Origin of the sequence: Arthrobacter sp. NPDC089319, from assembly GCF_040684925.1 — a bacterium.
Taxonomy (GTDB): domain Bacteria; phylum Actinomycetota; class Actinomycetes; order Actinomycetales; family Micrococcaceae; genus Crystallibacter.
Genome location: NZ_JBFBGZ010000015.1, coordinates 1 through 15,125, shown reverse-complemented (window position 1 = coordinate 15,125; position 15,125 = coordinate 1). Strand labels below are relative to the sequence as shown.

The window sequence follows — 15,125 nt, the reverse complement described above, 5'->3', positions numbered from 1 at the left end:
CGTCGGCCCCGCCTCCCGTCGCGCCCGTGGTGCACGCGGGCCGGCGGTGGACCGCGCGTCCTTAAGGCACCAGCAGCAGCTTGCCGGTGGTGCGGCGGGCCTGCAAGTCCTCGTGCGCCTGCGCGGCCTCGGCCAAGGGGTATTTCCGACCCACCCGGGGGTTAAGCTGGCCGGACACTACGGCGTCGAACAATTCGCTGGAGCGCCAGCGCCGTTCCTGCGGGGAGAGCAGGTGGTCCTTCAGTTTGGGGCGGGTGACGAAGAGCGACCCGCCCTGGTTGAGCCGCTGCAGATCGAACGGCGGCACCTGGCCGGACGCGCCGCCGAAGAGCACCAGCATGCCGCGGGTGCGGAGGCTGGCCAGCGAGCCGTCGAAGGTGGTCTTGCCGACGCCGTCATAGACCACGTCCACGCCGGCGCCGCCGGTCAGGTCGCGCACCTGGCGCTCGAATCCGTCGTAGCGCAGAACTTCGTCCGCGCCGGCGCTGCGGGCCAGCCCCTCCTTTTCGTCGGTGGATACGGTGGTGATCACCCGGGCACCCTTGGCCTTGAGCAACTGCGTCAGGATCAGGCCCACGCCGCCGGCGCCGGCGTGGGTGAGTACCGTCTGGCCCGGCTGGACCTTGAAGCTGGAGTTAATGAGGTAGTGCGCGGTCATGCCCTGCAGCGGGATCGCAGCAGCCACGTCGTTGTCCACTCCCTCGGGCACCGGAAGGGCGGCCTCGGCGGACACCACGGTGTATTCGGCATAGGTACGCGAGCCCTCGGCGAAGGCCACGCGGTCTCCGGCCGCGAACTCCTCGACGCCATCGCCGACGGCTTCCACCGTGCCCGCGGCCTCGGCGCCGGGAGTGTAGGGGAAGCCGACGTTGTAGACACCGCTGCGTTCGTAGGTGTCAATGAAGTTCACGCCGGCTGCGGCCACCTTCACCAGCAGCTCGCCCGGGCCCGCTTGCGGGACCTCGACGTCCTGCAGTTGCAGTACTTCCGGGCCGCCGGGAGCGGCAGCCACGATTGCCTTGGCCATCTCGGGTCTCCTTAACACTCGGGGGGAGTCGTTGCCGGCGGCTAGACTGGTCGCGTACCGGCCGGCTCTGATTACATCGTAGGCGCTTGCCCGCGACCCTCCGCCAGCTGCGACGGTGGACGGCTGCCCGGACCTTCAATGCATAATTATCCTGTCTTGTGAATACTTTTGCTGTATGCTGGTCGTCATGACTATTAAGGTTGCAGTGTCTGGTGCCAGCGGTTACGCCGGCGGCGAGGTCCTCCGCCTGCTGGCCGGCCATCCCGACGTCTCGATCGGGGCGATCACAGCGCACAGCAATGCCGGCTCGCGGCTGGGCGGCCTGCAGCCGCACCTGCATTCGTTGGCGGACAGGGTCTTGGTCGACACCACCGTGGGGAACCTGGCCGGGCACGACGTGGTGTTCCTGGCCCTCCCGCACGGTGCCAGCGCGGAGATTGCTGCCGCGCTGCCGGCGGACACGCTGGTGGTGGACGCCGGCGCCGACCACCGGCTGGTGGATCCGATGGCCTGGGAGAAGTTCTACGGCTCGGCCCATGCAGGCAGCTGGCCGTACGGCCTGCCGGAACTTCCCGGCCACCGGGACAAGCTGCAGGGAGCCCGCCGGATCGCCGTGCCTGGCTGCTATCCCACCAGTTCGCTGCTGGCACTGACGCCCGGCTTTGCCGCCGGGCTGCTGGAGCCCGAGGACGTGGTGATCGTTGCCGCCTCCGGTACATCAGGTGCGGGCAAAGCCGCCAAGGTGAACCTGATTGGCTCGGAGGTCATGGGCGGCATGAGCCCCTACGGCGTCGGCGGAGGCCACCGGCACACCCCGGAAATCGAACAGGGACTCTCGGCAGCTGCCGGCGAATCGGTCACGATCTCCTTTACTCCGACGCTGGCGCCGATGAGCCGCGGCATCCTGACTACGGCCACCGCACGGGTCAAGCCGGGCACTGACATCGGACAACTGCGCGCCGCCTGGGAGTCCGCCTACGCCGACGAACCGTTCGTGCACCTGCTGCCCGAGGGCCAGTGGCCGCACACCAAGTCCGTGCAGGGCAGCAACCACGCCGTCCTGCAGTTGGCCTTCGACGAACACGCCGGCCGCGTTGTCGCCACCTGCGCCATCGACAACCTCACCAAGGGAACAGCCGGCGGCGCCATCCAGTCCATGAACATTGCCCTCGGTCTCGAGGAGACCGCCGGCCTGACCCTCCAGGGGATTGCACCGTGAGCGTTACCGTACCCAAAGGATTCCGCGCCGCCGCCGCCACCGCCGGCCTGAAGGCCTCCGGCAAGCCCGACGTCGCCCTGGTGGTCAATGACGGACCGCAGCAGGCGGCGGCCGCCGTCTTCACCTCGAATCGGGTGGCTGCCGCCCCGGTGCACTGGTCGCGGCAAGCGATCAGCGATGGCCGGGCCGACGCCGTGGTGCTCAATTCCGGCGGTGCAAACGCCTGCACCGGCGCCGAGGGCTTCCAGAACACCCACGCCACCGCCGAGAAAACCGCCGCCCTGCTCGGCATCTCCGCAGGCGATGTGGTGGTGTGCTCCACCGGGCTGATCGGCGAGCAGCTGCCAATGGAGAAGCTGCTGCCCGGGGTCGAAGCGGCGGCGGCTGCCTTGTCCGACGACGGCGGAGCCGCCGCGGCCGGGGCGATCATGACCACCGACACCGTGCCGAAGCAGGCGGTGTTCGCCGGCGACGGCTACAGCATCGGCGGCATGGCCAAGGGCGCCGGCATGCTGGCACCGGGACTGGCCACCATGCTGGTGGTCATCACCACTGACGCCGAGCTGGCACCGGCGGCGCTGCAGGCGGCCCTGCGCGAGGCAACCCGGGTCACCTTCGACCGGACCGACTCGGACGGCTGCATGTCCACGAATGACACCGTGGTGCTGCTGTCTTCGGGCGCTTCCGGCGTGGTTCCCGGGAGCGAGGACTTCACCGCTGCCCTGACCGGAGTGTGTGCAGACCTGGCCCGGCAGCTGATCACCGATGCCGAGGGCGCCAGCCACGACATCGCCGTCACCACGATCAACGCCGCCTCCGAGCGGGACGCGGAAACGGTTAGCCGGGCGGTGGCCCGCTCCAACCTGTTCAAGACGGCCATTTTCGGCAACGACCCGAACTGGGGCCGGGTGCTCTCCGCGGTGGGCACCACCGACGCCGTCTTCGAACCTGACCAGCTGAACGTCAGCATGAACGGCGTCCCGGTTTGCCGCAACGGGGGTGTGGGCGCGTCCCGCGACCTGGTGGACCTGAGCGGCCGCGACGTGACCGTGGTGATCGACCTGCAGGCCGGCGGCGAGAGCGCAACCATCTGGACCAACGACCTCACGCACGAGTACGTGCATGAGAATTCCGCCTACTCCAGCTGAGGACCGATGAAGAACACAATGCTGATGGCCCAGGACAAGGCCGCCACGCTGATCGAGGCGCTGCCGTGGATCCAACGGTTCGCCGGCACCACCATGGTGATCAAATACGGCGGCAACGCAATGGTCAACGACGAACTGCGGCAGGCATTCGCCGAAGACATCGTGTTCCTCCACCACGCCGGCATCAAGCCTGTGGTGGTCCACGGCGGCGGACCGCAGATCAACGCCATGCTCTCCCGGCTCGGCATCGAATCGGAGTTCAAGGGCGGACTGCGGGTCACCACTCCCGAAGCCATGGACGTGGTCCGGATGGTGCTCACCGGACAAGTGGGACGGGAACTGGTGGGCCTGATCAATTCGCACGGGCCGTACGCCGTGGGACTTTCCGGGGAGGACGGCGGGCTGCTGCAAGCGGTGCGCACCGGCACGGTGGTGGACGGCGAGGAGGTCGATCTGGGCCTGGTCGGCGAAGTGGTCGGCGTCAATCCGTCGGCCATCCTGGATCTGCTCGACGCCGGCCGGATCCCGGTGATCTCCACCGTGGCACCGGAAATCGGCGGCGACGGCGAAGGCACCAACCAGGTGCTCAACGTCAATGCGGATACCGCGGCCGCTGCGGTCGCTGACGCCCTGCACGCCTCACGGCTGGTCATCCTCACCGACGTCGAGGGGCTGTATGCGAACTGGCCGGACAAGTCCTCGTTGATATCGTCGCTCACGGCGGGGGAACTGCGCGGACTGCTGCCGGGGCTGCAATCCGGCATGATTCCCAAGATGGAGGCCTGCCTGAAGGCGGTCGACGGGGGAGTGGAGCGTGCCGCCGTCGTCGATGGCAGGATGCCGCACTCCATCCTGCTGGAAATATTCACCGCAGCCGGCATCGGCACCCAGATTGTTCCGGACGGAGACGAATCATGAACACGGCCCACGCAGTGTCCACGGCGGCCGACTTGGCCGGCCTGGCGGGACTGGACGGCAAACAGTTGCTGGAGAAGTACCGCGAATCGCTGATGGGTGTCTTCGGGACCCCGCAGCGCGTGCTGGTGCGAGGCAAAGGCTGCACCGTCTGGGACGCCGATGGCAAGGAATACCTGGACTTGCTCGGCGGCATCGCGGTGAATGCGCTCGGCCACGCCGACGAATTCCTGACCGGCATCGTCGCCGACCAGCTGTCCACCCTCGGCCATGTCTCAAACTTTTTCACCAGTCCGGCACAGATCGCGCTGGCCGAACGGCTGTTGGAGCTGGCCGGCGCTCCGGCCGGCTCCAAGGTGTTCTTCGCCAACTCCGGCACCGAAGCCAACGAAGCGGCGTTCAAGCTGGCCCGGCGCAACTCCAGCCCGACGAGGACCAAGATCATCGCACTGGAGGGTGCCTTCCACGGCCGCACCATGGGTGCCTTGGCGCTGACGGCCAAGAAGGCCTACCGCGAACCCTTCGAACCGATGCCGGGCGGTGTGGTCCACCTACCCTTCGGTGATGAAGACGCACTGCGCGCCGCCGTCGATGAGACGGTGGCCGCCGTCGTGCTCGAACCGATCCAGGGCGAGGTGGGTGTCCGGCCGCTGCCGGAGGGTTATCTGAAGGCCGCACGGGAAGCCACCACGGCTGCCGGCGCGCTGCTGATTCTGGACGAGGTGCAGTCCGGCGTCGGCCGGAGCGGCAACTGGTTCGCGTTCCAAGGCAAGGTGGCCGGCGGCGAACGGATCGTTCCCGACGCCATCACCCTGGCCAAGGGCCTGGGCAGCGGGCTCCCGGTCGGCGCGCTGCTGACCTTCGGTGCGGAGACTTCAAGCCTCTTGACCGCTGGCCAGCACGGCACCACCTTCGGCGGCAACCCGGTGGCCACGGCGGCCGGGCTGGCTACCCTGCACGCCATCGAGTCCCGCGGGCTGCTGGCCCATGTATCGGAGCTCGGGGACAAGATGCGCGAGCAGCTGGCCGGCGTCGACCACGTGGTGGAGGTCCGCGGCGAGGGCCTGCTGATCGGGTTCGACCTGGACGCCGACATTGCCGCCGCCGCGGTGGAGGCAGCACTGGACGCCGGCTTCATCATCAACAGCCCTTCTCCGCGCACCCTGCGGCTGGCCCCGCCGCTGATCCTGACCGCCCAGCAGGCCGCCCGGTTCACCGCCGCGCTGCCGGACATTCTGACCACCGCGGCCGCCCGCGCCGCCGCCACCAGCAAGGACGCCTCATGACCCGCCACTTCCTCAAGGACACCGACCTTACCCCGGCCGAGCAGGCCGAAGTACTGCAGTTGGCCGCGGAGATGAAGCAGTTCCCGTACCGGTATCAGCCGTTTGCCGGCGACGGGGCCGGCCGGAAGACCGTGGCCGTGATTTTCGACAAGACCTCGACGCGCACCCGGGTGTCCTTCGCCAGCGGGATCTCGGATCTGGGCGGTGTCCCGCTGATCATCAATCCCGGCGAATCCCAGCTGGGACACAAGGAATCCGTATCCGACACCATCAAGGTGATGGAACGGATGGTCTCCACGGTGGTCTGGCGGACCTATGCCCACTCCGGGCTGGAGGAGATGGCTGCCCTGTCCCGAGTGCCGGTGATCAACTCGCTGTCCGACGATTACCACCCCTGCCAGCTGCTGGCGGACCTGCTGACCGTCCAAGAACACAAGGGCAAGCTGGCCGGGCTCACCATGGCTTACCTGGGCGATGCTGCCAACAACATGGCCAACTCGTACCTGCTCGCCGGTGTCACCGCCGGCATGCATGTGCGGATCGGCGGACCGGAAGGCTACCTGCCGGCTGAGTCCGTGGTGGCCGCAGCCGAGGCCAGGGCCGCCGAAACCGGCGGATCCGTCCTGGTCAGCACTGATCCGGCGCAGGCGCTGGCCGGGGCGGACGTGATCGCCACCGACACCTGGGTCTCGATGGGACAGGAAGACGAAAAGGCGCAGCGGCTGGAGCTGTTCAAGGACTACGCGGTGGATCAAGCCGCGCTGGATCTGGCCGCCGAAGATGCCGTCGTGCTGCACTGTCTGCCGGCCTACCGTGGCTACGAGATTTCTGCCGAAGTCATCGACGGCCCGCAGTCGGTGGTCTGGGACGAAGCGGAAAACCGGTTGCACGCACAGAAGGCGCTGATGGCATGGCTGATGGACAAGTCGTCGCTGGCACCGTTGGCCAGGGTTTGAAGGCGGACCAGGCCATGAACACGATGCCGGCCACCAAGACCGCCCGCCAGGCCAAGATCACCGCGATCCTGACCGGCGAATCGGTGCGCTCGCAGGCCGAACTGGCGGCCCGGCTGGCGGACGAAGGCGTGCAGGTCACCCAGGCCACGCTCTCCCGCGACTTGGTGGAACTGGGCGCGGTGCGGGTGCGCGGCCAGGACGGCGGCCTGATCTACGCGGTGCCCAGCGAGGGCGGCGAACGAGCGCCGCAAAGCGGGCTCACCCAAGAGATCCTGGACGCCCGGCTGGCCCGGCTGTGCGCGGATTTGCTGGTGACGGCCGAAGCCTCCGCCAACCTGGTGGTGCTGCGCACGCCGCCGGGTGCGGCCAACTTCCTGGCGCTGGCCATCGACCATTCGGTCATGCCGTCGGTCCTGGGCACCATCGCGGGAGACGACACGGTCCTGCTGGTGACGCGGGACCCGACCGGCGGCGCCGCCCTCGCGGCACGGTTCCTGCAGTTCGCCGACGACTCGTCGCGCAACGCCTGAACGCAATAACCTAAACGCAAAGCAACGGCTTACCGCCTCGGCGGCAAGCCATCTCCGCCGGCCGGCACGGCAGCGCGCGGAACCGTCACCAGGGCGACCTGGCGGAAAGGGAAGACAACGTGACGCAGGAACCGAACACCGGCGCAGCCGGGCACACCAACGAAGGTGCCCTCTGGGGTGGCCGTTTCGCCGGCGGGCCGGCCGACGCGCTGGCGGCGCTGAGCAAGTCGACGCACTTCGACTGGCGCCTGGCGCACTACGACATCGCCGGTTCGCGCGCGCACGCCAAGGTGCTGCACAAGGCGGGGCTGCTGGACGACGCCGAACTCGAGGGCATGCTTGCTGCCCTGGGCCAACTCGACGACGATGTTCGCTCGGGTGCCTACGCGGCCGCCGAGTCGGACGAAGACGTCCACGGCTCGCTTGAGCGCGGGCTGATCGAACGGGCCGGTACGCAGCTGGGCGGCAAGCTCCGCGCCGGGCGTTCGCGCAACGACCAGATCGCCACCCTGGGCCGGATGTACCTGCGCGACCACGCACGGATCATTGCCAGCGGAGTGCTGGCAACCATTGACGCGCTGCTCGCCCAGGCCCGCCGGCACCCGGACGTTGCGATGCCCGGCCGCACCCACCTGCAGCACGCCCAGCCGGTGCTGCTGTCGCACCATCTGCTGGCCCATGCCTGGGCGCTGCTGCGCGATGTGCAGCGCCTGGCCGACTGGGACAAGCGGGCCGCGGTCTCGCCGTACGGCTCCGGCGCCCTGGCCGGTTCCTCGCTGGGACTGGACCCCAACGCCGTCGCCGCCGACCTCGGCTTCGACTCCGCCGCCTGGAACTCGATCGACGGAACCGCCTCGCGCGACGTCTTCGCCGAATTCAGCTGGGTCTCCGCAATGATCGGCGTGGACCTGTCGCGCATCTCCGAGGAAGTCATCCTCTGGGCTACCAAGGAATTCTCCTTTGTGACCCTGGACGACGCCTACTCCACGGGCTCGTCCATCATGCCGCAGAAGAAGAATCCGGACGTTGCGGAGCTGGCCCGCGGCAAAGCTGGCCGGCTGATCGGCGACCTGACCGGTTTGCTGGCCACGCTCAAGGGCCTGCCGCTGGCCTACAATCGCGATCTGCAGGAAGACAAGGAGCCTGTCTTCGACGCCGCAGACACCCTGGAACTCCTGCTGCCCGCCGTCGCCGGCATGATCGAGACCCTGGTCTTCAACACTGAGCGGCTGGAAGCGCTGGCCCCGCAGGGATTTGCGCTGGCCACCGACATTGCCGAATGGCTGGTCCGGCAGGGCGTACCGTTCCGCGAAGCCCACGAGCTCTCCGGTGCCGCGGTCAAGCAGGCCGAGAGCCGCGGCGTCGAACTCTGGGACCTGACGGACGAGGAGTTCGCCGCCATTTCGCCGAAGCTGAGCCCGCGGGTGCGTGAGGTGCTGACCGTGGAAGGTTCGCTGGCCAGCCGCAGTTCGCAGGGCGGCACCGCACCGAGCGCCGTGGCAGCCCAGATCGAGGCGCTCCAGGCCGGCCTCGCCAGCGCGCGGGACTACGCCGGCGGGAACCGCGGCTAGCCTTCGCGGACCGACGTCGGCATAAGTTACCGACCGGTAGCAAATGTCTCTGCGGTAGTTTGTGAAGCGTTGGGGCATAGCTACTGAGCCGAGGGAGCGAGCATGTCGACGCTGAGCCAGGACGAGGAAAAACTGGTTCCGGAGGGCCGGATCGAGCGTGTGGACGGGGATTACGTCTTGGCCTTCGACCGCCAACTCGACTACCCGCACACTTACATCTGGAGCCTGCTGGCAGAGAAGGAGAACGTCGCCAAGTGGCTCGGCACGCTGGACGCCGACTGGGAGCTGGGCCGCACCTACGAGCTGGTTCTGGGCGGTGGCATGTCCAGCGGCACGGTGCTGCAGCTGAACCCGCCGCTGAGCCTGCAGATCACGTGGGAGGACGAGCTCGGCCAGGAGTCGGTGATTGAATGGCGGGTGCTGGAAAGCGACGGCGGAACGTTGCTGCAGTTCCGGTCGCGCGCCGAGGGGCCCGAATTCCTGACCGAAGGCAGCGCCGGCTGGCAGACCATCCTGGACGCGCTGGCCGAGGTCGCGGCCGGACGCCGGCCGGAGACGGAAATTGACCGTTGGACCCCGCTGCGGGAGGCGTACTCCCGCCTGTACCAGCTCTCGCATTCGATGGGCACGGTGGAGAGCGATTCCGGCCACACGTGCCTTCGCTTCGAACGGTTGCTCGACGCCGGCCGGGACCGGGTCTGGGAGGCCTTGACCGAGCCGGACCTGTTCAAGGTGTGGCTCGGACCCGGTCGGGTGGAGCTGCAGGCCGGCGGCGCGGTCGAATTCAATCTGCCGGGACGGAACGTCACCGGAGACGTCGAGTATGTGCTCGCGGGCAGCAGGCTTGACTACACCTGGACCGCCCCGGAGGGCACCGGCACCGTGCACTGGATGCTGGAACCGGAGGACGGCAGGACCCGCCTGACCTTGGTCCACAACCTCGGCCGGGAAATCCCGGCGGGGAGCCTGATGGCCAGCTGGCACATGCGGCTGGACGCGCTGGCCACGGTGCTCGGCGGTGGGCAGGTACATGACTCGGCGCACCGGCGTGAAGCCTTGGCCCGCTTTTACCAGCGCTTCCAACCCGCCTAGTGGATGCAGCTCTGCTGCGCTGGCTGGGCCGGCCCGCCGTGGAGGTGGCTCCGGGGCTGCTCGGTGCCCGGTTGGCGCATACGACGGCGGAAGGGACGGTTGCGGTGCGCCTCACCGAGGTGGAGGCCTACATGGGGGAGCACGATCCGGGCTCGCATGCCTTCCGCGGCCTGACCAACCGGAACAAGGTGATGTTCGGCCCGCCGGGGCATATCTACGTCTACTTCACCTACGGGATGCACCATTGCGTGAACATCGTGTGCGGCCACGAAGGCCAGGCCACCGCCGCCTTGCTCCGCGCCGGAGAAGTCACCGAAGGCCTGGATCTGGCCCGCAGCCGGCGGACCTCGGCCAAGCGGGACGCCGAGTTGGCGCGGGGGCCGGCCCGGCTGGCCGTGGCCTTGGGGCTGGAGCTGGCGGACAATGGCCGCGCCGTCGCGGCCGGCGGCTTGGCACTGACCCGGCCGGCGGTCCAGGCATCGCATCAGCACGTGCGGACCGGGCCGCGGGTGGGCGTCAGCGGTGAGGGCGGCACCGATGCTTACCCGTGGCGCTTTTGGTTGGAAGGTGACCCAACCGTCTCGCCGTATCGGGCCGCGAAACCGCGGCGCCGTGCCGGCAGCGGGTAGGGTAGACGGGTGAATGAACGCCCTCGCGAATCAGTTGAAACCTTGGTCAACCGTCTTTCGGAGACCGTCCGGGATTATCCGCAGCCCGGCGTCGTCTTCCGGGACCTGACTCCTGTATTCGCTGACGGGGAAGCGCTGCACGCAGTGGTGCATGCCTTGATCGACCCGTTCCAGGGCCAGTTCGACGCCGTGGCCGGTGTGGAGGCCCGCGGCTTCCTGCTGTCGGCCGCCGCCGCGTATGCCTCCGGCACCGGCGTCGTCACGGTGCGGAAGAAGGGCAAGCTGCCCCGGAAAACCATCTCCGAGGATTACACGCTGGAGTACGGCACCGCCACGCTGGAAATCCATGCGGACGATCTGTTGCCGGGTTCGCGGGTGCTGATCCTCGACGACGTGCTCGCAACCGGCGGGACGCTCGGCGCCGCCTGCCGGCTGTTTGAACGGGCCGGAGTCCAGGTGGCCGGATTCGGCGTGGTCCTCGAGCTCTCGGCACTGCGTGGCAGGTCCGCCTTGGCGGGACACCGCATCCGTTCGCTGGTCCGCGAGTAGCCACTAACTCCGCCGTCGGCGAACGGACAGGGTGCGCGCCCGCCCGCCGTCGTCCTGCTCGCAGGAAAATCCACCGTCCCGGTAGTAGAATGGACGGTCTGCCTTTTGGGGAGGGATAACACACATGCCAGAATCGCTTTCGGCCCACGCCGAGCTTGAACATGAGCGCAGCTACGTGGCCGGACTGTACCGCCGGCTGGAAGAACTGCGCGCCGAAAAACAGGAGCAGTTGGCCCGGGTCCGCGGCAGCGGCGCAGTGGGCAGTATGCAGAACATTTCCGAACGCGACGCGTTCGCGACCATGTATGAGGACCGTTTGGCCCAGCTTAACGCCGTTGACGACCGCTTGGTGTTCGGCCGGCTCGATCTGGACGACGGCGACCGCCGCTACATCGGACGCATCGGACTCAGCACCAAGGACCTGCAGCAGTTGATGGTGGACTGGCGCGCGCCCGAAGCCGGAGCGTTTTACCAGGCCACTGCCTTCGAACGGCTGGGCGTGCGGCGGCGCCGGCACCTGATCCTGCAAGGACACCAGGTCAAGGGCATTGAAGACGACGTGCTCGATTCGACCATGCTCGCCGAAGGTGCGTCGCTGCAGGGCGAAGGCGCCCTGCTGGCCGCGCTTAACTCCAAGCGCACCGGTGCCATGTCCGACATCGTCGGAACCATCCAGGCCGAACAGGACCGCATCATCCGGGCACCGATGCCGGGGATCCTTGTGGTCCAGGGCGGCCCCGGAACCGGCAAGACCGCCGTCGCCCTGCACCGCGCGGCGTACCTTTTGTACTCCCACCGCGAACGGCTGAAGTCCGCCGGTGTGCTGCTGGTGGGACCGTCGAACTCCTTCATGAAGTACATCGAGCGTGTGCTGCCCTCGCTGGGTGAAACCGGCGTCGTCATGTCAACACTCGGTGGGCTGATGCCCGGAATCCGGGCGGTGCCCGAAACCGATCCCGCCGCGGCCGAGATCAAGGGCCGTTTGTCCATGGCCGACGTCGTGGCCAACGCGGTAGCGAACCGGCAGAGGCTGCCGGCGGAGCCGCGCAAGGTCAACGTCGAGGGCACCATCTTGACCCTCACCCCGCGCCAGGTGGCGCGGGCGCGGGACCGCGCGCGGGCCACCGGTAAACCCCACAACGCCGCCCGGGTGACCTTCGTGAAGATCCTGCTGCGCGAACTGACCGACCAGCTGCGCGAAGCCCTGGAAGCGTCCTCGGGACCGGGCAACAACGCGGATCGCGCCTATCTGGCCGAAGACGTACGGACATCGCGCGATGTCCGGGTGGCGCTGAATCTGGCGTGGATGCCTTTGACGCCGGAAAAGCTGATCCGGGAATTGCTCAGCAAGCCGGCCCATCTCGAGGCTGCAACCCCGGAACTGACCGATGCCGAACGCTCGGTGCTGTTGCGCTCCCCGGATGCGCCGTGGACCGAATCCGATGTGCCGCTGCTCGACGAGGCCGCAGAGCTGCTCGGCGAGATGGATGCCTCGTCCGGGCGTGACAAGGCCCAGCAGGAAGCAGACCGGGCCCGCGACATCGCCAATGCCGAGCAGTCGCTGCGCAACGTTGACCAGTCGCTGCGTGACATCGGCATCAACGGGCTGGTCAGCGCGGAGGACCTGGCGGGGTACAACCAAGCGCAGCAAAACCGTCTCACCGCCGCTGAACGAGCCGCCGGCGACCGCACGTGGGCCTTCGGACACATCGTGGTCGACGAGGCGCAGGAGCTGTCAGCCATGCAGTGGCGCCTGCTGATGCGCCGCTGCCCGCTCAAGTCGTTTACCGTGGTCGGCGATATCGCGCAAACCAGCTCGGCGGCCGGCGCAGAATCCTGGCAACAGGCACTCGAGCCGTTTGCGGGCAGCCGCTGGCAGCTCGAAGAACTGACCGTGAACTACCGCACGCCATCGCAGATTGCCCAGGCGGCGGTACGGATGGCGAACGCGGCCGGCCAAGTGGTATCGGCTCCGAAAGCCGTGCGCGACGGGCGCTGGCAGCCGGTGGTGGACCGGGTGCCGGCCGGCCGCATGGTTGAACACTTGCTGGAGGTCATGCCCGAGGAACTCGATGCTGCCAACGGCGGCCTGCTGGCGGTCATCGCCGCCGATCGTCAGCTGCAGGAGGTCCGGAGCGCGTTGGCCGCGGTCTACGGCCGCCGCGTAGGCGGCGGCGCGGGCGGGCTGGAACAGGACATCAGTGTGCTGGGCCCGCAGGAGGCCAAGGGCCTGGAGTTCGACGCCGTGGTGGTACTCGAACCCGGTGAACTACTGCACCGCACCGGCGGCCGCGTCGGCGACCTCTACGTGGCCATGACCCGTCCGACCCAGCGGCTGCGGCTGTTGGCCGAGGGCGACGTCCCAGAGGGAATTGAAGGCTGATATTTTGGAATCCGTGAATAATACGTTTCTCGCTTCGCAAAGCAACGACCCTGGTTTCGCCAACGTCTGGCAGGAACTGAAGTGGCGCGGTCTTGTCCACGTTTCAACCGACGAGGCTGAACTGGAGAAACTGCTGGCGGGGGACCCGGTGACGTATTACTGCGGCTTCGACCCGACGGCGCCCAGCCTGCACCTGGGCAACCTGGTCCAGCTGCTCACCATGCGCCGGCTGCAACTGGCCGGGCACAAGCCGCTGGGACTCGTGGGCGGCTCCACCGGACTGGTCGGCGATCCCAGGCCCACCGCCGAGCGCACCATGAACACCAAGGAAACGGTTGCCGAGTGGGTGGACCGCCTGAAGGGCCAGGTCCAGCGCTTCCTTGACTTCGACGGCGATAACGCCGCGCGAATGGTCAACAACCTTGACTGGACTGCTCCGATGAGCGTGCTCGATTTCCTGCGCGAGATCGGAAAGCACTACCGCGTCGGCACCATGGTTAAGAAGGACATCGTCGCCTCCAGGCTGAACTCCGACGAGGGCATCAGCTACGCGGAATTCAGCTACCAGATCTTGCAGGGCATGGACTACCTGGAGCTGTTCCGGCAGTACGGCTGCATCCTGCAGACCGGCGGATCGGATCAGTGGGGCAACCTGACCAGCGGCATCGAACTCATCCGCAAGGTGGAAGGCAGCGCTGTCCACGCGATCGGCACGCCCTTGATCACCAACTCGGACGGAACCAAGTTCGGTAAGAGCGAGGGCAACGCCATCTGGCTGGATGCGGACATGTGCAGCCCCTATGCCATGTACCAGTTCTGGCTCAATACGGCCGACGCCGACGTGGTGCAGCGGCTCAAGGTCTTCACCTTCCGTTCGCGGGAGGAAATCGAAGAGCTCGAACGAGCGGTGGCCGAGCGGCCGCACACCCGTGAAGCACAGCGGACGCTGGCCTACGAGGTGGCGTCGATTGTGCACGGAACCGATGCGACCGACAAGGTGATTGCTGCTTCCTCGGCGTTGTTCGGGCAGGGAGAGTTGGCCGAGTTGGATGAGTCCACCCTGGTTGCCGCTACAGCTGAGCTGCCCAGTGCTGTTGCCGGACCGGAGACCACCGGGATCATCGACTTGTTGGTCCAGTCCGGCCTGGCCACCAGCAATTCGGCGGCACGGCGGACGGTGGCGGAGGGCGGAGCCTACGTGAACAACCAGAAAATCACCGACCCGGACACCGTCGTCGGGGCAGACCAGTTGCTGCATGGCAAGTACCTGTTGATGCGCCGTGGCAAGCGCACCCTTGCCATGGTGGAAGTGACTGGCTGAGAAAGCCGCTTGGCCGTCAACCGACGGCTTGACCGAAGGGCCCGCTGTTTTCCTCCGTTTCGGAGGCCGACGGCGGGCCCTTCCGCATCGGTGGCGGGCATCACGCTTCAACGATTTGCGGGCGGTGCCGGGGCCGTGTAATGTTTTCTGAGTCGCCGCCGCGGGTTGTGAAACAGCCGGCCGGACAGCGACAAAACCCCTTCGATAAAACGCAGCGGTTAGTCATGCGCCCAGTGCGCAGGCAAATCAGCTGCAGTTTTTCGCTGGGACCATCCTTTTTCTGAAGTAAATGAAGCGGAAACGCGGATTTGACAGAAAGAAAAAGAATGAAATAAAGTAGAAACATCGCAACGAAGAAAAACAAAGCGAATTCCAAAAGAAACCGTTTTGCTGAAGTATTCGTTTGCTCCTGTTGTTTGAGAACTCAATAGTGTGCCAAGTTTGTTGATACCAATTATTTATTGGTTGAAGTGCCGTGGCGTGCCGCCCCTGTGGTGTG

13 protein-coding genes are annotated in these 15,125 nt (G+C 67.2%); 12 read left to right on the top strand and 1 reads right to left on the bottom strand.

Annotated features, from left to right (window positions below):
• Window positions 1–61: 61 nt before the first annotated feature.
• A complete protein-coding gene (locus AB0N75_RS17025; RefSeq protein WP_364652133.1) occupies window positions 62–1,027 on the bottom strand; it encodes a quinone oxidoreductase in 966 nt (321 codons plus the stop codon).
• A 187-nt stretch (window positions 1,028–1,214) separates the two neighbouring features.
• Here AB0N75_RS17025 and argC point away from each other — a divergent pair, with 187 nt between their 5' ends.
• The 12 genes from argC to tyrS all read left to right on the top strand — a co-directional run bounded on the left by argC (window position 1,215) and on the right by tyrS (window position 14,626).
• Complete coding sequence (gene argC, locus AB0N75_RS17020; RefSeq protein WP_364652132.1) at window positions 1,215–2,246, top strand: N-acetyl-gamma-glutamyl-phosphate reductase; 1,032 nt, start codon at window positions 1,215–1,217, stop codon at window positions 2,244–2,246.
• Window positions 2,243–3,394 (top strand): bifunctional glutamate N-acetyltransferase/amino-acid acetyltransferase ArgJ, encoded by a 1,152-nt coding sequence (gene argJ, locus AB0N75_RS17015; RefSeq protein WP_364652131.1) that lies wholly within the window; start codon window positions 2,243–2,245, stop codon window positions 3,392–3,394. Before argC ends, argJ begins: the two co-directional genes overlap by 4 nt.
• Window positions 3,395–3,400: 6 nt before the next feature.
• Window positions 3,401–4,312, top strand: a complete 912-nt coding sequence (argB, locus tag AB0N75_RS17010) for an acetylglutamate kinase (RefSeq protein ID WP_364652130.1) — start codon at window positions 3,401–3,403, stop codon at window positions 4,310–4,312.
• Window positions 4,309–5,595, top strand: a complete 1,287-nt coding sequence (locus AB0N75_RS17005) for an acetylornithine transaminase (RefSeq protein WP_364652129.1) — start codon at window positions 4,309–4,311, stop codon at window positions 5,593–5,595. The genes argB and AB0N75_RS17005 overlap by 4 nt, the downstream gene beginning before the upstream one ends.
• Window positions 5,592–6,551 carry an ornithine carbamoyltransferase gene (argF, locus tag AB0N75_RS17000; protein ID WP_364652128.1) on the top strand — a complete coding sequence of 320 codons (960 nt, stop codon included), beginning with the start codon at window positions 5,592–5,594 and terminating at the stop codon, window positions 6,549–6,551. The genes AB0N75_RS17005 and argF overlap by 4 nt, the downstream gene beginning before the upstream one ends.
• Window positions 6,552–6,565: 14 nt before the next feature.
• Window positions 6,566–7,081 (top strand): arginine repressor, encoded by a 516-nt coding sequence (locus AB0N75_RS16995; protein WP_364652181.1) that lies wholly within the window; start codon window positions 6,566–6,568, stop codon window positions 7,079–7,081.
• 119 nt (window positions 7,082–7,200) lie between these two features.
• On the top strand, window positions 7,201–8,652 hold the full coding sequence (argH, locus tag AB0N75_RS16990) for an argininosuccinate lyase (RefSeq protein ID WP_364652127.1): 1,452 nt from the start codon (window positions 7,201–7,203) through the stop codon (window positions 8,650–8,652).
• A 102-nt stretch (window positions 8,653–8,754) separates the two neighbouring features.
• Window positions 8,755–9,744 (top strand): SRPBCC domain-containing protein, encoded by a 990-nt coding sequence (locus AB0N75_RS16985; RefSeq protein WP_364652126.1) that lies wholly within the window; start codon window positions 8,755–8,757, stop codon window positions 9,742–9,744.
• Window positions 9,744–10,373, top strand: a complete 630-nt coding sequence (locus AB0N75_RS16980) for a DNA-3-methyladenine glycosylase (RefSeq protein WP_364652125.1) — start codon at window positions 9,744–9,746, stop codon at window positions 10,371–10,373. Before AB0N75_RS16985 ends, AB0N75_RS16980 begins: the two co-directional genes overlap by 1 nt.
• A 9-nt stretch (window positions 10,374–10,382) precedes the next feature.
• The gene (locus tag AB0N75_RS16975; RefSeq protein WP_127511673.1) at window positions 10,383–10,922 is read left to right on the top strand and encodes an adenine phosphoribosyltransferase; all 540 of its coding nucleotides are present in this window, start codon (window positions 10,383–10,385) and stop codon (window positions 10,920–10,922) included.
• 124 nt (window positions 10,923–11,046) lie between these two features.
• Window positions 11,047–13,305 (top strand): UvrD-helicase domain-containing protein, encoded by a 2,259-nt coding sequence (locus AB0N75_RS16970; RefSeq protein ID WP_364652124.1) that lies wholly within the window; start codon window positions 11,047–11,049, stop codon window positions 13,303–13,305.
• A gap of 4 nt (window positions 13,306–13,309) precedes the next feature.
• Entirely contained in the window at window positions 13,310–14,626 is a 1,317-nt protein-coding gene (gene tyrS / locus AB0N75_RS16965; protein ID WP_364652123.1) for a tyrosine--tRNA ligase, read from the top strand.
• Window positions 14,627–15,125: the final 499 nt, after the last annotated feature.